A 21,799-nucleotide genomic window follows, 5' to 3' on the forward strand; every position below is an offset into this window, starting at 1 on the left:
TCGCTGTTCAAGACAGCCGGTGGCGGCCGGTCGCCTCGGCGACGCGGTCGCGCACCAGCGTCCGCAGTTGCTCCATCGGGTCGCCGTCGCCCGCGCCGAGCCGGTTGCGCACCGCCGCCACGGTCAACCCCAGTTCCGGGTACGCGAACGCGAGGCTGCCGCCGCTGCCGGCGGTGCCGAACGATCCGTCGGCCTCGACCGCGTACCCGAGCCCGAACGTGCTCTCCTGCCCGAACACCCACTCCTGCGCGCGCACCGCCGGTGCGGACACCTCCCGCATCCGTTCGGCGGAGATCAGCCGCACCCCGTCGACCGGGCCGAGCAGCGCCGCGTACATCCGGGCCACCGCGCGGGCGCTCATCGTGCCGACCGACGGCACGTCGGCGCGCAGCACGTCGGGCCGGGAACCGATGACGGTGTCCGGCCGTACCGCGGGCGGGGCGACCGCGTCGAAGTGCGGCAGGTTGGCCCCGGCCCAGGTCATCAGCGCGGACAGCCCCGCGTCCTCCAGCCGCGCCAGCCGGGGCAGGTCCGCCTCCGGTACGCCGAGGAACAGCTCCCGGTCCACGCCGAGCGGCCCGGACACCTCCTCGGCGAGCACCCGCGACACCGGCGCGTCGGTGACCCGCCGGACCACCTCGCCGAGCAGCCAGCCCCACGTCCACGCGTGGTACGCGAGCCGCTCGCCTGGCGCCCACAGCGGCCGCGCGCCGGCCAGCAGCTCGCACATGCGCGTCCAGTCGGTGAAGTCCTCCGGAGTGACTTCGGAGGGCAGCGCGGGCAGGCCGGCGGTGTGGGTGAGCACATGCCGCAGGGTGATGCCGTCCTTGCCGTGCCGGGCGAACTCCGGCCACACCGCGGCGAGCGGCATGTCGTAGTCGAGCCGTCCCCGTTCGGCCAGGACGTGCACCACTGTGGCGGTGAGTCCCTTGCCGGTGGAGACCGCGTGCACAGGCGTGTCGGCGGTCATCGGCCGGCCCGTGGCGGTGTCGGCCGGACCGGCCTGCTCGGTGAGGATCGCGACCCCGTCCAGGTACGCGGCCACCTGCACACCGGCCTCCCGGCCGGAGGAGACCAGCTCGTCGATCGTCGCCCGCACCTCGGCCCGCAGGCCGTCCCACCGCGTGTCCACGACCACGCAGCGTGCCAGACAGTGGCATCGGCGTCGTCCGCTTTTCGCCGCCACGGCGGTGCCGGTTCGTCGTCGGCACCGGTGCTCGTCGGCGGCGCTGTGACCGGGCCGACGGCTGCGCGCCGAGCAGGTCGGCGAACCTTCGGTGCCGGCCGTCGCCGTCGCTCAGCGGGCGGCCGGCGTCGGCGTACCGCCGGGGGTGCCCTGGGTGGGCAGCGGGTTCGTGTCGCCGGTGAGCAGGCGGGCGCGCAGCGCGTCGATCGTCTGAGCGTCGACGCCGAGCCGGCCGGTCACGTAGCCGTGCACCGAACCGTGCGCGGCCCGCAGGTCGGCCAGCACCAGCCGGATGATCTCGGCCGGTGCCCGCCCGTACGCCGGCCAACCCGGCGTCGCGCCGCCGTTGCGGTCACGCCACTCCGCCACCAGCCGGTCGGTGGCGTGCTCGGTGAGCGCGAAGTCCGCCGCGATCTGGTCGTCGTCCACACCGAGCACTGACAGCACCAGCGCGGCGAGCAGCCCGGTGCGGTCCTTGCCGGAGGCGCAGTGGAACACCAGCGGGTGCTCGCCGTACGCGATCACCTCCAGGGCCCGGCGCAGCTCGGCCACGCCGTCCTCGGCCACCTCGGCGTACCGGTCGGCCAGGTAGCGCCACGGGTCCACGTCCGGGTCGATGTCGGCCTGCACGTACGGGCGGTGCTCGATGCTCAGGTTGTGCCAGGTCACGCCGAGGCTCTCCGGGGCCCGGCCGCGGTCGGCGATCTCCCACGGATACCGCAGGTCGATCACGGTGCGGACGCCGAGCCCCGCGAACCGGTCCAGATCGGCACCGGCGAGCTTGGCCAGCGAGTCGGAGCGGTAGAGCCGGCCCCGGGCGACGGTGCGGCCGTCGCCGGTCCGCCAGCCGCCGAGGTCACGGAAGTTGCAGAGCGTGGCGAATTCCGGGGGAGTGGTCATGCCCGCACGCTAGCCGGGCGCGGCGGGTCGGGTGGTCCCGCGTGCCCGCGTACCCGGTAGGTTGCCGGGCATGGCGGAGGCGGAGACCGGCCGGGTCGTGGAGATCTGGACCGACGGCGCGTGCAGCGGCAATCCCGGGCCCGGCGGCTGGGGCGCCGTGCTGCGCTGGGGCGGGCACGAGCGGGAGCTGTGCGGCGGGGAGGCCACCCCGACCACGAACAACCGGATGGAGTTGACCGCCACGATCCGGGCGCTGGAGAGCCTCACCCGTCCGGTCACGGTACGGCTGCACACCGACAGCACGTACGTGCGCAACGGCATCACCGGCTGGCTGAACGCGTGGAAGCGCAACGGCTGGCTGACCGCCGCGAAGCAGCCGGTGAAGAACGCCGACCTGTGGCAGGCGCTGGAGGCGGCCTGCTCCCGGCACGACGTGACGTGGCTGTGGGTGAAGGGCCACAACGGGCACCCGGAGAACGAGCGCGCGGACGCGCTGGCGAACCGGGGCATGACCGAGGCGCGGGGCGCCGGCCCGGCCGCCACCCCGCGCGGGCGTCAGCGCAGCGGCCGGCCCTCCTCGATCTCCTCCGGCTCCTCGGACGGATCGCCGGTGCCGGAGACGGCCTCCACGTCGTAACCGGCGCGGCTGACCTCCCGTGCCGACCGCCGGTCCTCGGCGGGCAGGTCGGCGAAGTCGTCACCGGTGTCGTCGGTGGTGTGCAGGGACTCGCCCGGCGGGCGCAGGGACGCCTCGTACGCGGTCGCGCCGTCGGGTTCGTCGCCGGCCGCGCGGCCGAAGGACTGTTCACTGGTCATGTCGCACTCCTGCCCGCAGCGGTTGACGGCAAACGTTCGGCGGCCTGTGCCCGGTCGGTGGCCGGTAGCCGTCCGGTGGCCCGCGTCGATTCGGTGGCCTGTGCCCGTTCGGGGCTCGCGCCCGTTCAGCCGGCCGCGTCCCGGCCGCGGGCGGCGTCCGGGTGGGTCGGCATCGAGGAGCCGCCCGAGCTGCTGCCGGACGCCCCGCCCGCCATGCCGGATCCGTCGTCCTCGGTCACCTCGTCCGGCTCCGGCGCGCCGGGAGCGGGCGCCGGCACGTCGGTGTCCGCCGCGGTCTGCACCAGCGGAACCTGCCCGGCCTCGTCCTCGGCGTGCGCCGGGTCGACCGGCTCCTCACCGTCGCGTGCCCGATACCCCACCGGTGGCCCTCCCGTCGGTCATCAGCCGTCCGCGCCGCCTACCCGACCCCACCCCCACCAAACCCGGCCCCGGCCATCTCGCGTTGATCAAGGAGTTCGTGTCCCGATCCGGCCCCGAACCGGACACAAATTCCTTGATCACCGCCGAGGGTGGGGTCAGCGGCGCCGGCGTGGGCGGGGACGAGCCGGGTTCAGCGTCAGGGACCAGTGGGGCGGGCGGCGCAGCCCCGGCGGCAGCACCGTCCGGTGGTCGCCGCGTGCGGCGTCGAGCTGCGACTGGTGCGTGAACAGGCACTCGCCCAGGTCCGCGCCGCGCAGGTCGGCCCCGCGCAGGTCCGCGCCGGTCAGGTCGGCGGCGCCGAGGCGTACGCCCCGCAGGTCGGCGCCGATCAGGCAGGCGCCGCGCAGGTTCGCCCCGGTCAGCGGGGTACGGCGCAGGTCCACCCCGATCAGCATCGCGCCCCGGCGGTCCGGGCCGGCCCGCCCGGCGCGGGCCTGCTCGGCGGCGCGGGACAGCAGGCGGTTGGCCCGGTCCCGGTGTGCGCCGACGTCGAGGGCGAGCAGTTCGTCAGGGGTGCCGTCGGTGAGCCGGCCGGTCTCGTCGAGCGCGGCGGTCAGCTCGTCGCGCAGCGGTCCGGGCGCGGTGAGGCGTACCGCCTCGGTCAGGTACCACAGCAGCTCGTGCAGCGGCCGCAGCACCGCGAAGCTGTCGAACATCCGCTGCGCGGTGGCCGCGTCGGCGCGCCAGTCGCGGCCGGCGAACGTGTGCCGGGTGAGGTGCTGACCGGCGCCGAAGCAGTCGAACACCGTGCATCCGGGGAAGCCGCGTTCCCGTAGCTCGGTGTGGATGCCGCAGCGGAAGTCGGCGCCCAGGTTCGGGCAGGGCCGCCCGGCGGGTTTGTCGATGGCGAAGTCGGCCGACGCGGTGAACGCCGGCGCGACGCAGCACACCCCGGCGCAGCGCGAACAGTCTGCCCGCAACTCCCGCCCGCCACCTACCACGCGCCCGTCCACAGCACCCCCGTCCACCCGCACCATTCTCCGCACCCACCCCGCCCCCACCCCACCTGCCCCGTCGATCATGAGGTTGACGGCGACAAATCGGACCGGAAACGCCGCCAACCTCATGATCGACGCGAAGGGGTGGGGAGGGGAGGGTCAGAAGGTGAAGAGGGCGGCTGTGGTGCGTTGCATCAGGCAGGGGTTGCCGAACGTCCGGGTGTAGGAGACCGGACGGTCCTGCCAGAAGCCCGCGGCGCGGGCGACGACCGGGGCGTACTGGGAGGTGCACGGCGCGCCGTCCATGTCGAGCGCGTCCAGATCGCCGTCGACGCGGGCGACGAGCCGGCAGGCGGTGATCGGGTCGGGGTGCAGGCCGCCGGTGGGCCCGCAGGTCAGCACCGCGGCGCGCACGGCGGTGCCGTCGTCGACGGTGAGCAGCAGCACCGAGGGGGTCTCCGGGCCGGGGCGCGGGGCGGCGTCCGCGGGGGAGGCCGGCGCGGCGAGGCCGCCGAGCGCGGCGGCCAGGGCCGCAGCGGCGGTACGTCGGGCGAAGGGCATGGGTGGTCCTTCCGTCGGGGCCCGGGTGAGGGCCGGTGGGCGGCCCGGCACGTCGTGCGAACCGGACCGCCGAGAACCCTAGGTGGACGGTGTGAACGCGAAGAGTCACGAAGGGTTGCACCGGCCGACCGCGCGGACCGTCGGTGTGACACCGGCGTACGGGAATGCCCGAACGGCTGACAACCGCTTGAATGCCTCGCGGCAACGCATTCCGAATTCGCGACACGCCTGCCTGAAAGGCTGACAACCGAATAGCGCCGTTATTGCGCCGATGCATTCCGTACGCCGGATCGTTGTCAATGCTCGACAACCGGAACGGCCGTTATCGGAACGATTCTTTTCGGTGCCCGGAAGCGCATTACCGTCGGGTGGCAGGGCGTTTTCGTCCCCATCGGGAGGACTGCTCATGAGCGAACTGTCGCACCCACCGGCCGCCCCCGGCCCCGACGTCGAGGCCGTTCCCGGCCCGCCCGGCCGGCCCGGCGAATTCGTCGGCCGGTCACCCGGCCGGCTCGCCTGGCTGCGGCTCAAACGCGACCGTACGGCCAAGGCCAGTGCCGTCACGCTCGCCGTCGCCGCCCTGGTCGCGCTCGGCGCGCCGCTGCTGGGACGGCTCACCGGAATCGACCCGACCGACAAGTTCGTGGACCGTCTCAACGATTTCGGAATGCCGATCGGGTATGCCGGCGGAATCAGCTCCGACCATTGGCTCGGGCTCGAACCCGGCAGTGGCCGGGACATCCTGATGCAACTGGTCTACGGCCTGCGGACGTCCCTGTTCATCGCGTTCACCTCGGCGCTGCTGGCATGCGGCATCGGTGTCGCGGTGGGTGTGCTGGCCGGATGGGCCAGAGGCTGGCTGGACAGCGTCGTCAACTGGCTGATCGACCTCACGCTGGCGTTCCCGTTCCTCATCTTCGCGCTGGCGGTCATCCCGATCCTCCAGGACCGCTTCTACTCCGACCGGGAGGCGCCGTCGCCGGCCTTCCGGGTGGCCCTGATCGTCGCCACCTTCGGCCTGTTCAGCTGGACGTACACCGCGCGTCTGGTCCGCGGGCAGGTGATCTCGCTGCGGGAGCGGGAGTTCGTCGACGCGGCCCGGGCCGCCGGCGCCGGCACCGCGCACATCCTGCTGCGGCAGCTGCTGCCGAACATCTGGGCGCCGATCCTGGTCACCGTCTCGCTGATGGTGCCGCAGTTCATCGCCATCGAGGCGGCGCTGGCGTTCGTCAACATCGGCGTCACCGAACCCACGCCCGACCTGGGCCGCATGATCTTCAACAGCATCGGCTACGTCGCGAGCGACCCCTGGTACACCCTGTTCCCCGGGTTGACGGTCTTCCTGCTGGTCCTGGCGTTCAACCTGCTCGGTGACGCGCTGCGCGACTCGCTGGACCCCCGCTCCACCCGGTAGTCCCCACGGCCATCAGTGCCCGGCCGGCGGGGGCCGCCGGGCAGGAAGGAGCAACCGTGCGCGCACGAACCCGGACACTGACAGGTGTCCTCGCGGCGGCGGCGCTGGCCGCCGCCGGCTGCAGCCCCACCACCGACGACGGCGGGGGCGGCGACGACCAGAAGACCAAGACCCAGAGCGGATCTGTCTCGTACGAGGCCGCCGACAACCAGGGCCCGGCGAAGGACGTCGACGGGGCGACCCGCGGCGGCACCCTCACCGTCATGCAGCCGGCCGACTTCGAGCACCTGGACCCGGCCCGCAACTACGTCAACGTGCAGCAGGTCGCCGGCGGGCTGCTCTACCGCGCGCTCAACGGCTACAAGGAGGACGGCAGCGGCAAGCTGCTGCTCGTCGGCGACCTGGCCACCAACCCCGGCAAGGACGTGAACGGTGACTGCAAGGTCTGGGAGTTCACCCTGCGCGACGGCGTGAAGTACGAGGACGGCACGCCGGTGTCCAGCAAGGACGTCGCACACGGCATCGCCAGGTCGTTCGCGGCGAACCTCAACGAGGGCCCGCACTACATCCAGCAGTGGCTGTACCCGGGCGGGGCGTACAACGCCACCTACAAGGGACCGTACGACGGCGGCAAGCCGGTGCCCGACGGCGTCACCACACCCGACGACCGGACCATCCGGTTCACCTTCCCGCAGCCGCACTGCGACCTGCCGTACGCCGCGGCGCTGCCCACCAGCGCGCCGGTGCCCGCCGCGAAGGACACCCGCGCGAACTACGACCTGCGGCCGTTCTCGTCCGGGCCGTACCGGGTGAAGTCCTACCAGCGCGACGTGTCGCTGGAGCTGGAACGCAACCCGAACTGGGATCCGGCGACCGACCCGATCCGCAACGCGTACCCGGACGCGATCCGGATGACGTTCGGCCTGGAGCAGGCCCAGATCGCGGAGCGTCTGGTCGCCGACGGGCCGGCCGACCAGGCGGCGCTGAGCTGGTCGGACGTGCCGCCGTCGGTGCTGCCCCGCACCACCGGCGCGGGCGTCGCCGACCGGGTGGTGCGCGGCCCGACGCAGTACAACTGGGTGCTGAGCATCAACACCCAGCGGGTCACCGACCTGAGCGTACGGCGGGCGCTGAACTACGCCGTCGACAAGGACGCCCTGCTCAAGGTGCTCGGCGGGCAGGCCGCGGGCTCACCCGCCACCACGCTCATGTCGCCCACCACCGCCGGGTTCGTCCCGTACGACCTGTTCAACGCCCCGGTCACCGGCGACAAGGCCAAGACCGCCGAGTTGCTCGCCGGCAAGCGGCCGAAGCTGGTGCTCGCCCACTCCAACCTGGAACTACGCACCCAGCAGGCCGAGGCGCTGCGCAAGAACCTCACCGACATGGGCTTCGACATCGTGATGAAGCCGATCGACAACAGCAGCTACTACGACGAGGTCGGCCGCAAGGGCAACCCGTACGACCTCTACCTCACCGGCTGGGGCTCGGACTGGCCCACCGGCTCGACCGTCATCCCGCCGGTCTACGACGGACGGGAGATCGTGGCCGAGGGCAACCAGAACCTGTCGTATCTCAACGAACCGTCCGTCAGCGCGGAGATCGACCGGGTGCGCGACCTGCCGGCCGCGGAGCAGGACGCCGGCTGGATGGCGCTCGACCGCATGATCATGGAGAAGTACGCCCCGGTCGTGCCCTGCTACTACGACGCCACCTACGAGCTGCACGGCTCGAAGGTCGGCAACGCCTTCCTCAGCGACGCCTTCGGGATCATCTCGCTCAACGGCATCTACGTGAAGAAGTGACAGCCGCGCGGGGGCGGCTGCCACGGCGGCCGTCCCCGCGCCCACCCCGGGGGAGGTGCTCCCGTGCTCCGTTTCGTCGTACGGCGGCTGCTCGTCGCCGCCCTGACCCTGGTCGTCATCAGCCTTGTCACGTTCGTCCTCTTCTTCGCGGTGCCGAGCAGCCCGGCGAAGGTGATGTGTGGCAAGAACTGCACGGCCGAGGACATCGCGCAGGTCGAGCGCCGCCTCGGCATCGACCAGCCGCTGCCCCGGCAGTACGCCGACTTCGTGCACGGCGTCTTCGCCGGCCGCACCTACGGCGAGGGTGACTTCCGGCAGGACTGCCCGGCGCCCTGCCTCGGCTACTCGTTCCGCAACAACCAGCCGGTCACCGAGATCGTCGCCCAGCGCGCCCCGGTGACGTTCAGCATCGTCCTCGGTGGCGCCGTGCTCTGGCTCGGCCTCGGCGTCTCGCTCGGCATGGTGTCGGCGCTACGCCGCGGTACGGCGTTCGACCGCGCCGCGATCGGCGTCACGCTGGCCGGGGCGTCGATGCAGGTCTACTTCTTCGGGCTGATCCTGCTCTACCTGCTCGTCTACTCCACCGGGCTGCTGCCGTTCCCCAGCTACACCCCGCTGACCGAGAGCCCGCTGCGCTGGGCGGGCGGGCTGCTGCTGCCCTGGATGACGCTCGGTTTCCTCAACTCCGCGCTGTACGCCCGGCTGTCCCGGGCCCAGATGCTGGAGACGCTGTCGGAGGACTTCGTCCGTACCGCCCGGGCGAAGGGGCTGCCCGCCCGGAAGGTGCACACCCGGCACGCGTTGCGGGCGGCGATCACCCCGATCGTCACGATCGCCGGGCTGGACATCGGCACCAGCCTCGGCGGCACGTTCATCACCGAGACCATCTTCGGCCTCCAGGGTCTCGGCAAGGCGACTGTGGAGGCGGTGCAGTTCCTCAACCTGCCGGTGGTGATGGCGACGGTGCTGCTGGCAGCGGTGTTCATCGTGGTCGCCAACATCGTCGTCGACGTGCTGTACGCGGTGATCGACCCACGGGTCCGGCTGAGCTGAGGGAGGGGACGGACATGGTGGAGCTTCCGGTGCCGCGTAGCGGCGAGGGCCCGTACCTGCGGGTCAGGGATCTGCGGGTGCGGTTCGACACCGAGGACGGTGTGGTGCGGGCCGTGGACGGTGTGTCGTTCGCGGTGGAGCGGGGTCGCACGCTCGGGATCGTGGGGGAGTCCGGGTCGGGTAAGAGCGTGACGTCGCTGGCGATTCTCGGTCTGCACAACGCGAAGCGGACGGCCGTCTCGGGGGAGATCTGGGTGGGTGGGCGTCAGCTGGTCGGGTCGGGTGAGGAGGAGGTGCGGCGGCTGCGGGGCCGGGACATGGCGATGGTCTTTCAGGATCCGTTGTCGGCGTTGCATCCGTACTACTCGGTGGGGCGGCAGATCGCGGAGGCATATCGGGTGCATCATCCGAGGGCGGGTCGGCGGGAGGCGCGCACGCGGGCGGTGGACATGCTGGGGCGGGTGGGGATTCCGCAGCCGGCGAAGCGGTTTGATCAGTATCCGCATGAGTTCTCCGGTGGGATGCGGCAGCGGGCGATGATCGCGATGGCGCTGGTCAACGACCCAGACCTGCTGATCGCCGACGAGCCGACCACCGCCCTGGACGTGACGGTGCAGGCGCAGATCCTGGACCTGCTCAGTGATCTGCAGGACGAGTTCCGGTCCGCGATCGTGTTGATCACCCACGACTTGGGTGTGGTGTCGCAGGTGGCTGATGACGTGTTGGTGATGTATGCGGGTCGGGCGGTGGAGCACGGGAGTGTGGAGCGGGTGTTGCGGGCGCCGCAGCATCCGTACACGTGGGGGTTGTTGTCGAGTGTGCCGTCGTTGCACGGTGACGCCGACGCGGACCTGCTGCCCATCCCGGGTAACCCGCCGTCGCTGATCAACCTGCCGTCGGGGTGCGCGTTCCATCCGCGGTGCCGCTGGTCCGGGGTGAACGGCGACCGCTCCCGCACGGAGGTGCCGGAGCTGGTCACGGCGGGGGTGGCGGGTCATCTGGTGGCCTGCCATCTGCCGGTCGCCGCGCGGGAGCGGATCTACCGCGACGAGGTCGCGCAGGTGGGGGTGGCGAGATGAACACCGGCCAGGACACGACCGGCGTGGCCGTCGGCGCGCGGCGCGGTGAGGCGGCATCAGGGGAGGCGGCTGAGCCGTTGCTGTCGGTGCGGGGGCTGACGAAGCACTTCCCGGTGCGGCAGGGTCTGCGTGCGCGGGGTGCGGTGCGGGCGGTCGACGGGCTGGACTTCGACGTGCGTGCGGGGGAGACGCTCGGGTTGGTGGGGGAGTCGGGGTGTGGGAAGACCACGACCGGGCGGATGCTGGTGCGTCTGCTGGAACCCACCGCCGGCAGCATCACCTTCGCGGGGCGGGACATCACCCACGGTGGGCGTCGTGAGTTGCGGGCGTTGCGGCAGGACCTGCAGATCATCTTCCAGGACCCGTACGCGTCGCTGAACCCCCGCCACACGGTCGGGCGGATCGTGGCCATGCCGTTGCAGGTCAACCGGATCACCCCGCCCGGCGGGGTGAAGAAACGGGTCCAGGAACTGCTCGAACTCGTCGGGTTGAACCCGGAGCACTACAACAGGTATCCGCACGAGTTCTCCGGCGGGCAACGCCAGCGCATCGGCATCGCCCGCGCCCTGGCGCTGAAACCGAAACTGATCGTGGCCGACGAACCCGTCTCCGCGCTGGACGTGTCGATCCAGGCGCAGGTCATCAACCTGCAACGCGACCTCGACCTGGCATTCGTGTTCATCGCCCACGACCTCGCCGTCGTGCGGCACTTCTGCCACCGCGTCGCCGTCATGTACCTCGGCAAGATCGTCGAGATCGGCGACCGCGACACCATCTACACCCGCCCCCAGCACCCCTACACCCGGGCGCTGCTGTCCGCCATCCCCGACGTCACCGCACTCGGACCCGCCGGACGCATCCGCCTCACCGGCGACGTCCCCACCCCACTCAACCCACCATCAGGCTGCCGCTTCCGCACCCGCTGCTGGAAAGCCACCGACCACTGCGCCACCGAAGAACCGGCGCTGGTCACCCGCGACGGCGGCCGGCAGCTCACCGCCTGCCACTACCCGGAGCAGCAGCAAGCACCGCTCGACGCGCCCACGGAAGCCGCCCTCGAACCCGGCAGCAACGAACGACCCTGACCCACGACGCGGCCGGGGGCGACCGTGCCCGAATAACTCCTGACCGCCTGGCGGCACGGTCGCCCCGGCCCTGAACGGTGACCTCCCGAGCACGGACCTCAGACGGACCGCCAGGAATCAGAGGAAAGAGCAGAAGCCTGCGGACCCATCAACAGCATCCCCCCGTCCACCGCCCACGAGGCCCCCGTCACGTACGCCGCAGCCGGTGAGGCAAGCATCGCCACCACCGCCGCCACCTCGCGGGCGTCACCGGGACGTCCCACCGGCACGCCCGGACGCTCCTGGGTGAACGGGTCGACGTCCTCCTGCCCGGTCATCGGAGTGGCGATCTCACCCGGCGCCACCGCGTTCACCGTGATCCCGTCGGCGGCCAGTTCCTGCGCCATCACCTTCGTGAGCAGACCGAGCCCGCCCTTGGCGGCGCAGTACGCCGACGAGCCGACCCGGGGTGCGTGCTCGTGCACGCTGGTGATGCTGATGATCCGGCCGCCCCGCCCGGCGGCGCGCATCAGCCGGGCGGCCCGCTGCGAGCACAGGAACGGCCCGTCCAGGTCCACCGCGAGCACCTCCCGCCACTTATCCCAGCTCACGTCCACGAAGGGTTCGGAGAGGCCGGTGCCGGCGTTGTTGACGAGTACGCCCAGGCCGCCGAGCCGATCGGCCAGCTCGTCGACCACCGCCGCCGCCTCGGGGAGACGGGTCAGGTCCAGCTCGGCGGTCTCGCAGCGGCGGCCGGTGGCGCGCACCTCGGTGGCGGTGCGTTCGGCGCCCGCCGCGTCGCCGTACCAGGTGATGCCGATGTCGTAACCGGCTTCGGCGAGCGCCACCGCGCACGCCTTGCCGATGCCGGAGTCCGCGCCGGTGACGATCGCGACGCGGTCGTAGTCCTCGTATCGTTCGGGCATGTCCGCGCACTACCCGCGGGTGGCGGCCTCAACCGGCCGGACGACCCCGGCTCGCCCGGCGGTTTCGTCGGACCCGCTCGCTAGGGTACGGGCGTGATCGCCGATGACTCCGATGCCGTGACATTCCGCTTCCTGCGCATGATGCGTGCCGAGATAGGCGCCGAACGGGTGGGGGAGGATTCGCTCGGCCGCACCGTCGACCTGGCCCGGCGCTTGTGGGGCACCGGCGACGCCGCCGACGCGCGGCTCGCCGACGCCCTGCGGGAGCTGCACGGCGAGCCGGTCGACGTGGCCGATCCGCACGACGTGGCGGGTGCCGCGAGCGCTCTGACCGCCGACGCGGGCCTGCTCACCGAGCCGGACCCGCGCGGCGCGGCGATCGCCCGGTTCGCCGCCAACGCCCGCCGACTGCGCACCGGCGAGATCACCGCGGCCGAGTTCGACGAGCTGATGGCGCGCGACCGGACCGACCCCGACGCCTGACCACGAGCGGTCGGCTACCAGCGTCGTCGCCGTGCGCCCGAAACCTGCGCGTCGGCGACCACGCCGCGCGACCGGCAGCCGCCACGCCGCCCGACCGGTCGTCATCACGCCGGCGGGGTCAGCCCGTCCGGACCGGGACGGCGAACTCCGGCGCGTCCGCGGTGAGCAGCGCCGTCCGCGACGGCACACACCACTGCTCGACCAGCGCGGCCGCCAGCTCGTCCAGCATCCGGCGCACTGCCGGCGCCGCGCCCTCGTGCATCGCCTCGATCACCACGAGCACCTCGGTGGTGCCGGCCCGTACCGCCGACGCGCCGCTCTGCCGGTGACACCAGCGCCGGGCGTGCGCGTGTCCGCCCCGGTCGGCGAAGATCACCTCGCCGGGCGCGGGGTGCTCGCTCTCCCCGCCGAGCCCCAGGTAGTGCTCCGTGCCGTCGGCCGGGCGCACGGTCAGGTCGCCGTCGATCCGGGCCAGGTCGAGCACGGCGACCGGCACCGCGTACCGGACGGACAGCGCGTTGCCGAGGTCCACGAGCGGATGCAGCCGGGGCACGTCCCCGTCCCGCCGCAGCCGGCGCAGCAGTGACTCGGCCGCGCAGCGGTAGCGGGTCGGCGGGCAGCCCATCCGGGTGAACGCGCGACGCCACGCCTGGATCTCCGGGAAGCCACCCTCCGACCCGGCGGCGAGCCGGTCCCGCGCGGTGCCGAGGTAACCGGCCAGCCGTGGCACCACGTCGACGTCGGGCGTGACGCCCGTGGCGTGCAGGACGCCGCAGGTCAGTTCGGGGAAGGCCGACCAGATCTCGGGGGAGTGACGGAAACGCACGGGAAGGCTCCTTCTGGGCGGTGAGGGCGGGCTAGGCGGTGAACGCGAGGCCGAGGCCCAGGACGAGGAAGCTGCCGGCGAAGGCGTGCCGCAGCAGCCCGGTCAGCCGGGGCCGGGACAGCACGCGGCGGCGCAGCGCACCGGCCAGGAGCGCGTACCCGGCGAACACCAGCAGCGTGACTGCCATGAACACCAGGCCGTAGGCGAGCATGCGCACTGTGGCGGCGGGCGCGTCCGGCGGTACGAACTGCGGCAGGAACGCCACGAAGAACACCGTCACCTTCGGGTTCAGCAGGTTCAGCAGCACCCCGTCCCGGAACACGGCCGCCGCGGGACGCGGGGGCCGGTCACCGTCGAGGGCGAACGTGCCCCGGTCGCGCAGCGCCGACCAGGCCATCCAGAGCAGGTACGCCACACCCAGCCAGGTCACCACGCGGAACGCCGGGGTGCCGGCGCGCAGCAGGGCGGCCAGGCCGGTCACCGCGGCGATCACGTGCGGGACGAGGCTGAGCGTGCCGCCGGCAGCAGCGGCCAGGCCGGCCCGGCGTCCGGCGGTCACGGCGGTGGCGAGCGTGTGCATCACCCCGGTGCCCGGAGTGATCGCGACGACGAGCGAGGTGAGCAGGAAGGCGACTGTCATGCGGTCCAGCCTGCGACCATAATGGCCCGATGGACAGGGCCAAACACGTCGTTCCCGAGGAGTCCAAAGCGGCCGGTGCGGATTTCCTCCAGCTCGACGTCGGCGAGGCGCCGCCCGGTGGCCGCGCCGACTGGCTGGCCGCCCGGCTGCGTTCCGCGATCGCCGACGGCCGGGCGCCGGTGGGCACCCGCCTGCCCGCCAGCCGGGTGCTCGCCGCCGAGCTGGGCGTCTCCCGCGGCGTGGTGACCGAGGCGTACCAGCGGCTCGCCGAGGACGGGCAGGTGGCGGGACGCGGCCGGGTCGGAACGGTGGTGGTCGCCACGCCGACCGCCGTGGTCACGCGGCCGTCCGAGCCGAGGAGAGCACCGGAGGTGTTCGCCACCCGGCCCGGCGTCGACGCCTTCGACGAGTTGCGCGCCGTACCCGCGCAGGTGGACCTGACTCCCGGCGTACCCGATCTGGCGGCCTTTCCCCGCGCGGCCTGGTTGCGGGCCGAGCGGGCCGTGCTGCACCGGATGACGCCCGCGGCGCTCGGCTACGGCGACCCGACCGGGACGCCCGCGCTGCGACTGGCCGTCGCGAACTGGCTGGCCCGCAACCGGGGCGTCCGCGCGGACCCGGCCGAGGTGGTGATCGTGGCCGGGGTGTCCCAGGCGCTCGGCCTGCTCGCGCGGGTGCTGCACGACCGGGGCACGCACACCGTGGCGGTGGAGGATCCCGGCTCCCTCGGCGTACGGCAGCACCTGGTCTACGCCGGGCTGGCGACACCGCCGGTCCCGGTGGACGACCGGGGACTGTGCGTCGACGAGCTGGAGCGCTCCGGCGCGCCGGCCGTGCTGCTCACCCCGGCGCACCAGTTCCCGACCGGCGTGGTGCTCGACGGCGACCGGCGCCGGCGGCTGCTGCGGTGGGCACGGGGCGGCGGCCTGGTGGTGGAGGACGACTACGACGCCGAGCACCGCTACGACCGTCCGCCGGTGCCGGCGCTGCGTGCCATGGCGCCGGACCGGGTCTGCTACGTCGGCAGCATCTCCAAGCTGCTCGCGCCGGCTCTGCGGATCGGGTGGATGCTGGTGCCGCCCGCGCTGCACGCCGACGTGGTGGCCGCGAAGCGTGGGGCCGACCTCGGCAACGCGGCGTTGCCACAGCTCGTGCTGGCCGAGCTGATGGAGTCCGGCGCGCTGGAACGGCACCTGCGGCTGCTGCGCCACCGGCACGTACGTCGCCGGGACGCGATGGTCCGGGCGGTCCGCGCGTACCTGCCGGGGGCTGTGGTGCACGGTGCCGCGGCCGGGCTGCACCTGATGGTCACGCTGCCCGGCGACGTCGACGACCGCGCGCTCGCGGCGGCGGCGCTGCGCCGCGGCGTCAAGGTCCACCCGCTGTCCTGGCACGGCCAGCGCCCGCAACCACCCGGCCTGGTCCTCGGGTACGCGGCCACCCCGCCCTCCGAGATCGACCGAGCGCTCTCCACGGTGGCCGGCGCACACCGGACCCCGCCCCTTTGATCAAGGAGTTCGCGCCGGGTCGATCTCGTCGACGGACACGAACTCCTTGATCAAAGGGGGACGGGCGGGGTGGGCGGAGGATAGAGGGCGGCCAGGGCGGCGGCGGTCTCGGCCAGGCGGGCGCGCAGCGGGGCGGGGGCGAGAACCTCCACCTCGGCGCCGAGCCGGAGCAGGTCGCCGTGGGCGTGGGTGAGCGACTCGATCGGGATGACCGCGTGCACCCAGCCGGAGGCGTCGGGCGGGCCGGCGCTCGCCTCGGCGGCGGCCACCACCACGTCGCTGCCGACCTCGCGCAGCCGGGCGAACCCGCGCGGCGACAGCCGGATGCGCGCCTCGTCGCGGTGCAGCCCGGCCCGGAACTCCACCACGTGCGCGCGCCACCAGGCCGGCAGGTCGAAGTCCGGCCGCTCGAACGGCTCGCCCAGCGGCGTCAGGTCGAGGATCTGGTTGACCCGGTAGGTGGCCGGGTCGGCGCGGTCCGGCCGGGCGGCGACCAGGTACCAGCGCCCGCCCTTGAGCACCAGCCCGTACGGTTCGAGGACCCGGGTCGTCTCGCCCCGCCAGCCCCGGTAGCGCACCCGGACCCGGTGCTGCCGCCACACCGCCTCGGCGGCCTCGGTCAGGTGCGGCGACGGGTCACCGTCGGAGTACCAGCCCGGTGTGTCCAGGTGGAACCGCTGCTCCAGCCGGGCCGCCCGGTCGGCCAGCGGCGCGGGCAGCGCGGCCCGCAGCTTGAGCTGCACGGCGGCGACGACCGACTGGTAGCCCAGTTCGGCGGCCGGCCCGGGAAGCCCGGCGAAGAGGAGCCGGTCGGCCTCCCCGGCGGTCAGCCCGGTCAGCCGGGTCCGCCAGCCCTCCACGAGCCGGTAGCCGCCGTCGTGTCCGGCCTCGCCGTACAGGGGGATGCCGGCGGCGTGCAACGCCTCCACGTCCCGGTAGACGGTGCGCGCCGACACCTGGAGGCGGGCGGCCAGGTCGGCGGCGGTCAGCCGGCCGTGCGCCTGCAGGAGCAGCAGGATGGACAGGAGTCGACTGGCCCGCATTCCACTGACAGTAGCTGTCAGGGGAGCGGTCCTAGCGTGCCCGCATGGCTTTTCACGACAAGGAGCTGACAGTGCCGGGGACCGTCGAGGTCGGCGGCCGGCACGTCAAGCGCTACCACATCGACCAGCCGGACCGCCGCCTCGAACCGCGGGTGGTCGACGCCGCGTACGCGTACCTGCCGGCGCTGCTGCCCGGCCCGGACGGCACGACCCCGCCGGCGAGCTGGGTGGTGCTGCACCGGGGCGCGGACACCGGGGCGTACCTGCTGGCCTACAGCTGGTTCTTCGACAACGTGGTCGAGTGCCGGATCGCGATCGCCGGGCAGCCGGCGCTGGACTGCCCGGACGACGACCCGGCGCACTTCGTCGACCTGACCCGCCGCGGCGTCGGCTGCGTCTGGGAACTGGGCGTGCTGGAACACGAGCGCGCCGCCTGGATCCGGCACGTGTTCGCGCCGGACCGGCCGGACCTGGCCGGCTACCTTGCCGACGCCCGGGCCGAGGGGCCGGTGGGCCGCTGATGGGCGACTTCGACTTCCTCGCCGGCGTCTGGGACGTGACCAACCGGCGGCTGCGGCAGCGGCACGTCGGCGGCGACGACTGGGACGAGTTCGCCGGCGTCAGTGAGGCGCGCTCGTTCTTCGGCGGCGCGGGCAGCTTCGACGAGATGCGCTGCCCGAGCCGGGGTTTCTCCGGCGCCTCGGTGCGCATCCTGAACCCGGCGACCGGGCTGTGGTCGATCTACTGGATGCACAGCGCGCGGGGCGTGCTGGAGCTGCCGCCTGTGGTGGGCCGGTTCACCGATGGTGTCGGTGAGTTCTACGCCGACGACACCGACGAGGGGCGGCCGGTGCGCTGCCGGTTCCTCTGGTCGGCGATCACCCCGGTCTCCTGCCGGTGGGAGCAGGCGTTCTCCACCGACGGTGAGCGCACCTGGGAGACCAACTGGGTCATGGAGTTCCGCCGGACGGCGTGAGTGGCGGCGGCGTGACCGGCGGCGTGGTGGTCCGGTAGATCGCGGTCAGCCACACGTCGAGCAGCACGTCGACCACGTCCCGCTCGGCCACCGCCGGGCCGTCCCCGGCGAACGTGGCGTACCAGACGCGTTCGTTCATCGAGTTCAGCGCGATGGCGAGGTCCCGGGCGGGCAGCCCGTCCGGGGCCGCGCCGCGGGCGCGTTCGGCCTCGATCGCGGCCTGCACCGCGCGGACCCAGCGTTCCAGCACCTCGGCCCAGAGCCGCCGCACCTCGGCGTTGGTGCCGCGCACCTGGGCGCAGGCCAGCACCACGTCGCGGTGCCCGCCGAAGGTGGCGTGGAACCGGGCGATCAGCTCCCGCCAGTGGGCGCGCGGATCCTCGGCGAGCCGCTCGAACACGCCACCGGCGGCGGCGTCGGCCTCCTCGGTGACACGGTCGAGCAGCGTGAGCAGCACCGCGTTCTTGGACGGGAAGTAGAAGTAGAACGTGGGCCGCGAGATGCCCGCGCCGCGGGCCAGGTCGTCGATGGAGATGTCGGCGAAGGGGCGCTGGGTCAGCAACCGTTCGGCCGTGGCCAGGATCGCCGTCTCCCGCTCGTCGCCGGTGGACCGGCCGGCTCGCCGTCCGCGCGTCGGCGCGGCGCCGGCCGGCGTACGGGCGGTCGTCATGTCGGCTGATGCTACACCCGCTCGACACCGTGTCGATTCGACTCGACACGGTGTTGACTGCGGTCGACGGCGATGGATAGTGTCCGGTCCACCGCCGGTGCGAACGGGAGAAGCGATGGCCGCAGACCACGTCGACGTCCTCATCGTCGGGGCCGGCCTGTCCGGCATCGGCGCCGCCGTCCACCTCGGACGCGAATGCCCCGGCAAGACCTACGCCGTACTGGAGGCCCGGGGCGCCATCGGCGGCACCTGGGACCTGTTCCGCTACCCGGGCATCCGCTCCGACTCGGACATGTACACCCTCGGCTACTCGTTCAAGCCGTGGACCGACCCGAAGGCCATCGCCGACGGCGACTCCATCCGGGCGTACGTGCGCCAGACCGCCCGCGAGTACGACGTGGAGCGGCACATCCGCTTCCACCACCGGGCGGTACGCGCCGAGTGGGACAGCGCCACCGCACGCTGGACCGTGCACGCCCACCGCGACGACACCGGCGAGGACGTCACCGTCACCTGCGGGTTCCTGTTCACCAACTCCGGCTACTACCGCTACGACGAGGGCTACACGCCACGGTTCCCCGGCGTCGAGCGGTACGCCGGCACGCTCGTGCACCCGCAGCACTGGCCCGACGACCTGGACTACGCCGGCAAGCGGGTAGTGGTGATCGGCAGCGGCGCCACCGCCGTCACACTGGTCCCGGCCATGGCCGAGCGGGCCGAGCACGTCACCATGCTCCAGCGCTCACCGACGTACGTGATCGCACTGCCCTCGCGCGACCCGTTCGCCGACGCCGCGCGGCGCTGGCTGCCCCCGAAGGCCGCGTACGCGGTGGCCCGGTGGAAGAACGTCGCGCTCGGCGTGGCCAACTTCCAGCTCAGCCGCCGCGCCCCCGGTGTGGTGAAGCGGTTCCTGCGCCGGGCCGCGAAGGGCCGCCTTCCGTCCGGGTACGACGTCGACAGGCACTTCTCGCCCCGCTACAACCCCTGGGACCAGCGGCTCTGCGTGGTGCCGGACGGGGACCTGTTCGCCGCGCTGAGCGCCGGCCGCGCGTCCGTGGTGACCGACACCATCGACACGTTCACCGAGCACGGCATCCGGCTCACCTCCGGCGAGGAACTGCCCGCCGACGTGGTGGTCACCGCCACCGGCCTCAACCTGCTCGCGCTCGGCGGCATGACCCTGAACGTCGACGGCGCCGAGGTCGACCTCGCATCGACGGTGGCCTACAAGGGCATGATGCTGTCCGGCGTGCCGAACTTCGCCATGACCATCGGCTACACGAACGCCTCCTGGACGCTCAAGGCCGACCTCGTCGCCACGTACGTCTGCCGGCTGCTGCGCCACCTCGACGACACCGGGCAGCAGATCGTCACGCCGCTCGCCCCGGACACCGACGACCTGGTGCCGATCATCGACCTCCAGTCCGGCTACGTGCTGCGCGCCGTGGACCAGTTGCCCAAGCAGGGGCCGCAGGCCCCGTGGCGGCTGCACCAGAACTATCCCCGCGACGTACGCCTGATGCGGCACGGCCCGCTCACCGACGGGGTGCGGTTCGCCCGCGCCGGCGCGCCCGCCACCGCCTCGGCCGCCACGACAAGCTCCGGAGGAACCGATGCGTGACCTCGTCTTTCCCGGCGGCACGGCGGTGCTCACCGGCGCGGCCGGCGGCATCGGCGCGGCGCTGGCCCACGGGCTGGCCCGGCGCGGCGCCGACCTGGTGCTGCTCGACCGCGACGCCGACGGCCTGGCCGCGACCGTCGCCGCGATCCGGGCCGCGTACCCGGATCGGCGGGTGGAGACCCACCTGGTGGACCTGGCCGACGCCGAGGCCACCGACCGGGTCGCCGCCGAGATCCACAGTGCGCATCCCCGGATCCGGCTGCTGATCAACAACGCCGGCGTGGCGCTGGGCGGGCGCTTCGACCAGGTCACCCTGGAGGAGTTCCTCTGGGTCATCGAGATCAACTTCCGGGCGGTGGTCCGCCTGACCCACGCGCTGCTGCCCGCGCTCAAGGCCGAGCCCGGCGCCCACCTGGTGAACGTGTCCAGCCTGTTCGGGCTGATCGCGCCTGCCGGGCAGGCCGCGTACTCGGCGAGCAAGTTCGCCGTGCGCGGCTTCACCGAGGCGCTGCGCCACGAACTGGTCGACGACGGCATCGGCGTCACATCGGTGCACCCGGGCGGCATCCGCACCCGGATCGCCGCCAGCGCCCGGGTCGGCAGCGGGGTCTCCCGTGAGGAGTACGAGGCCGGGCGCAAGCAGTTCGAGAAGCTGCTCACCATCGACCCGGCCACAGCCGCCGAGGTGATCCTGCGCGGCGCGCAGCGACGCCGCGGGCGGGTGCTGATCGGCTGGTCGGCGAAGCTGCCCGACCTGCTCGCCCGCGTCGCCCCCGCCGGCTACGGCAAGGTGCTGGCCCTCGGCATGCGCCCGGCCCGGCCCGCCGCCGCGCCCGCCGGCCCGGCCCGCCCCGCCGCCCCGGCCGCCGAGGCGTCCCCCGTCGCGGCGGACGCCGCCGTGCCGGTGCCGTCTCCCCGGGCCGGCGAGGAGGCCGCGGCGGAACCCGGACGCCAGGCGTGACGCTCGTCCTGCCCCCGGCCGACGAGCGCACCGTCGACGGACGCCGTACCCGGTGCCGGATCAGCGGCGACGGGCCGCCCGTGGTGCTGCTGCACGGCATCGGCCGTACCCTCGACGACTTCACCGCCCTGCACACCGCGCTGGCCCGCGACCACCTGGTGCTCGCGGTGGACCTGCCCGGGCACGGCGGCTCCGCGCCGCTGGACGGCCCGCACACGCTCCCGGCCCTGGCCGCGGCGGTCGCCCGGTTCCTGGACGTGGCCGGGGTGACCGGCCCGGCCCACCTGGTGGGCAACTCCCTCGGCGGAGCGGTGGCCATGCGCCTGGCCGCCGACGCGCCGCAGCGCGCCGCCAGCCTGGCGCTGCTCAACAGCGCCGGCTTCGGCCGCGAGGTGACGGTGGCGCTGCGGCTGCTGGCGATCCGCCCGCTGGCGCCGCTGCTGCTGCGCCCGCACCCGAAGATCGCCCGGCGTACCGAGCGGGCGATCTTCTACGACCCGGCGTACGTCACCGACGAGCGGATCGCCACCGCGCTGGCGGCGGCCGGTCAGCCGCACGCGGCCCGGGTGATGCGGGAGCTGGTCCGCGACCTGGGCACCTGGCGGGGCGTACGCCCGCAGTGGCGTGCCGACCTGCTCGACGCGGTGGCCGCGCTCGACCTGCCCACGCTCCTCGTCTGGGGCGAGCGCGACCTGGTCCTGCCCGCCGCGCATCTGACGTACGCCCGCACGCGGCTGCCGAAGGCGCGCAGCCACCTGTTCCGCGACACCGGGCACATGCCGCAGATCGAGCGGACCGCCGAGGTGGAGGCGCTGCTGCGGGAGCTGTGGGCCTGACCGTGGCCTTCGCCACTGTCCCGGCCCGCGCCGGACCGTCCCGCCGGCCGGG

General features: G+C 73.4%; 24 protein-coding genes. 13 read left to right on the forward strand and 11 right to left on the reverse strand.

The window, feature by feature from the left end; genetic code table 11:
• Positions 1-7: 7 nt before the first annotated feature.
• Entirely contained in the window at positions 8-1,132 is a 1,125-nt protein-coding gene (locus tag Q3W68_RS17505) for a serine hydrolase (RefSeq protein WP_302906452.1), read from the reverse strand.
• Between the two features lie 165 nt (positions 1,133-1,297).
• Positions 1,298-2,086, reverse strand: a complete 789-nt coding sequence (locus tag Q3W68_RS17510; RefSeq protein ID WP_302906453.1) for a tyrosine-protein phosphatase — start codon at positions 2,084-2,086, stop codon at positions 1,298-1,300.
• Positions 2,087-2,156: 70 nt separating this feature from the next.
• Between Q3W68_RS17510 and rnhA the strand changes: the two genes are divergently transcribed.
• The gene (gene rnhA, locus Q3W68_RS17515; RefSeq protein ID WP_302906454.1) at positions 2,157-2,723 is read left to right on the forward strand and encodes a ribonuclease HI; all 567 of its coding nucleotides are present in this window, start codon (positions 2,157-2,159) and stop codon (positions 2,721-2,723) included.
• On the opposite strand, the gene Q3W68_RS17520 is transcribed toward rnhA, so the two are convergent.
• From Q3W68_RS17520 to Q3W68_RS17535, 4 genes are all read right to left on the reverse strand, one after another.
• The gene (locus tag Q3W68_RS17520; protein WP_120569802.1) at positions 2,642-2,902 is read right to left on the reverse strand and encodes a hypothetical protein; all 261 of its coding nucleotides are present in this window, start codon (positions 2,900-2,902) and stop codon (positions 2,642-2,644) included. The two genes, rnhA and Q3W68_RS17520, sit on opposite strands and share 82 nt — an antisense overlap.
• 125 nt (positions 2,903-3,027) lie before the next feature.
• Positions 3,028-3,282 carry a preprotein translocase YidC gene (locus tag Q3W68_RS17525; protein WP_302906455.1) on the reverse strand — a complete coding sequence of 85 codons (255 nt, stop codon included), beginning with the start codon at positions 3,280-3,282 and terminating at the stop codon, positions 3,028-3,030.
• A gap of 156 nt (positions 3,283-3,438) precedes the next feature.
• Complete coding sequence (locus Q3W68_RS17530; RefSeq protein ID WP_302906456.1) at positions 3,439-4,320, reverse strand: pentapeptide repeat-containing protein; 882 nt, start codon at positions 4,318-4,320, stop codon at positions 3,439-3,441.
• 120 nt (positions 4,321-4,440) lie between these two features.
• A complete protein-coding gene (locus tag Q3W68_RS17535; protein ID WP_302906457.1) occupies positions 4,441-4,842 on the reverse strand; it encodes an SSI family serine proteinase inhibitor in 402 nt (133 codons plus the stop codon).
• Positions 4,843-5,248: 406 nt separating this feature from the next.
• On the opposite strand from Q3W68_RS17535, the gene Q3W68_RS17540 reads away from it, so the two are divergent.
• From Q3W68_RS17540 to Q3W68_RS17560, 5 genes are all read left to right on the forward strand, one after another.
• Complete coding sequence (locus Q3W68_RS17540; RefSeq protein WP_302906458.1) at positions 5,249-6,256, forward strand: ABC transporter permease; 1,008 nt, start codon at positions 5,249-5,251, stop codon at positions 6,254-6,256.
• A 56-nt stretch (positions 6,257-6,312) separates the two neighbouring features.
• On the forward strand, positions 6,313-8,061 hold the full coding sequence (locus tag Q3W68_RS17545; RefSeq protein WP_302906459.1) for an ABC transporter substrate-binding protein: 1,749 nt from the start codon (positions 6,313-6,315) through the stop codon (positions 8,059-8,061).
• A 63-nt stretch (positions 8,062-8,124) separates the two neighbouring features.
• Positions 8,125-9,114 carry an ABC transporter permease gene (locus Q3W68_RS17550; RefSeq protein ID WP_302906460.1) on the forward strand — a complete coding sequence of 330 codons (990 nt, stop codon included), beginning with the start codon at positions 8,125-8,127 and terminating at the stop codon, positions 9,112-9,114.
• Between the two features lie 14 nt (positions 9,115-9,128).
• Positions 9,129-10,193, forward strand: a complete 1,065-nt coding sequence (locus tag Q3W68_RS17555; protein WP_302906461.1) for an ABC transporter ATP-binding protein — start codon at positions 9,129-9,131, stop codon at positions 10,191-10,193.
• Positions 10,190-11,278 carry an ABC transporter ATP-binding protein gene (locus Q3W68_RS17560; protein WP_302906462.1) on the forward strand — a complete coding sequence of 363 codons (1,089 nt, stop codon included), beginning with the start codon at positions 10,190-10,192 and terminating at the stop codon, positions 11,276-11,278. The genes Q3W68_RS17555 and Q3W68_RS17560 overlap by 4 nt, the downstream gene beginning before the upstream one ends.
• A gap of 98 nt (positions 11,279-11,376) precedes the next feature.
• Here Q3W68_RS17560 and Q3W68_RS17565 read toward each other — a convergent pair whose 3' ends face one another.
• Complete coding sequence (locus Q3W68_RS17565; RefSeq protein ID WP_302906463.1) at positions 11,377-12,183, reverse strand: SDR family oxidoreductase; 807 nt, start codon at positions 12,181-12,183, stop codon at positions 11,377-11,379.
• A gap of 93 nt (positions 12,184-12,276) precedes the next feature.
• Between Q3W68_RS17565 and Q3W68_RS17570 the strand changes: the two genes are divergently transcribed.
• A complete protein-coding gene (locus tag Q3W68_RS17570) occupies positions 12,277-12,666 on the forward strand; it encodes a hypothetical protein (protein WP_302906464.1) in 390 nt (129 codons plus the stop codon).
• Positions 12,667-12,784: 118 nt separating this feature from the next.
• On the opposite strand, the gene Q3W68_RS17575 is transcribed toward Q3W68_RS17570, so the two are convergent.
• On the reverse strand, positions 12,785-13,492 hold the full coding sequence (locus tag Q3W68_RS17575) for a B3/4 domain-containing protein (protein ID WP_302906465.1): 708 nt from the start codon (positions 13,490-13,492) through the stop codon (positions 12,785-12,787).
• A gap of 31 nt (positions 13,493-13,523) precedes the next feature.
• Entirely contained in the window at positions 13,524-14,132 is a 609-nt protein-coding gene (locus Q3W68_RS17580; RefSeq protein ID WP_302906466.1) for a LysE family translocator, read from the reverse strand.
• Positions 14,133-14,161: 29 nt separating this feature from the next.
• On the opposite strand from Q3W68_RS17580, the gene Q3W68_RS17585 reads away from it, so the two are divergent.
• Positions 14,162-15,640: a PLP-dependent aminotransferase family protein gene (locus Q3W68_RS17585; protein WP_302906467.1), complete on the forward strand. Its 1,479-nt coding sequence runs from the start codon at positions 14,162-14,164 to the stop codon at positions 15,638-15,640.
• 50 nt (positions 15,641-15,690) lie between these two features.
• On the opposite strand, the gene Q3W68_RS17590 is transcribed toward Q3W68_RS17585, so the two are convergent.
• Positions 15,691-16,683 carry a YafY family protein gene (locus tag Q3W68_RS17590; protein ID WP_302906468.1) on the reverse strand — a complete coding sequence of 331 codons (993 nt, stop codon included), beginning with the start codon at positions 16,681-16,683 and terminating at the stop codon, positions 15,691-15,693.
• Between the two features lie 44 nt (positions 16,684-16,727).
• Between Q3W68_RS17590 and Q3W68_RS17595 the strand changes: the two genes are divergently transcribed.
• Together Q3W68_RS17595 and Q3W68_RS17600 are read left to right on the forward strand one after the other, a co-directional pair.
• Entirely contained in the window at positions 16,728-17,204 is a 477-nt protein-coding gene (locus Q3W68_RS17595) for a hypothetical protein (protein ID WP_302906469.1), read from the forward strand.
• Entirely contained in the window at positions 17,204-17,659 is a 456-nt protein-coding gene (locus Q3W68_RS17600) for a hypothetical protein (RefSeq protein WP_302906470.1), read from the forward strand. The genes Q3W68_RS17595 and Q3W68_RS17600 overlap by 1 nt, the downstream gene beginning before the upstream one ends.
• Here Q3W68_RS17600 and Q3W68_RS17605 read toward each other — a convergent pair.
• Positions 17,634-18,329: a TetR/AcrR family transcriptional regulator gene (locus Q3W68_RS17605; RefSeq protein ID WP_302906471.1), complete on the reverse strand. Its 696-nt coding sequence runs from the start codon at positions 18,327-18,329 to the stop codon at positions 17,634-17,636. The two genes, Q3W68_RS17600 and Q3W68_RS17605, sit on opposite strands and share 26 nt — an antisense overlap.
• A gap of 115 nt (positions 18,330-18,444) precedes the next feature.
• Between Q3W68_RS17605 and Q3W68_RS17610 the strand changes: the two genes are divergently transcribed.
• Genes Q3W68_RS17610 through Q3W68_RS17620 form a run of 3 tightly spaced genes read left to right on the forward strand, consistent with a single transcriptional unit; the run spans position 18,445 to position 21,747 of the window.
• Positions 18,445-19,950, forward strand: coding sequence for an NAD(P)/FAD-dependent oxidoreductase (locus Q3W68_RS17610; protein ID WP_302906472.1), 1,506 nt, complete (start codon positions 18,445-18,447; stop codon positions 19,948-19,950).
• Positions 19,943-20,911, forward strand: coding sequence for an SDR family oxidoreductase (locus Q3W68_RS17615; protein WP_302906473.1), 969 nt, complete (start codon positions 19,943-19,945; stop codon positions 20,909-20,911). The genes Q3W68_RS17610 and Q3W68_RS17615 overlap by 8 nt, the downstream gene beginning before the upstream one ends.
• A complete protein-coding gene (locus tag Q3W68_RS17620) occupies positions 20,908-21,747 on the forward strand; it encodes an alpha/beta fold hydrolase (RefSeq protein WP_302906474.1) in 840 nt (279 codons plus the stop codon). Before Q3W68_RS17615 ends, Q3W68_RS17620 begins: the two co-directional genes overlap by 4 nt.
• Positions 21,748-21,799 lie beyond the last annotated feature (52 nt).

This window comes from Micromonospora sp. C28ISP2-4 (assembly GCF_030519385.1).
Classification (GTDB): domain Bacteria; phylum Actinomycetota; class Actinomycetes; order Mycobacteriales; family Micromonosporaceae; genus Micromonospora; species Micromonospora tulbaghiae.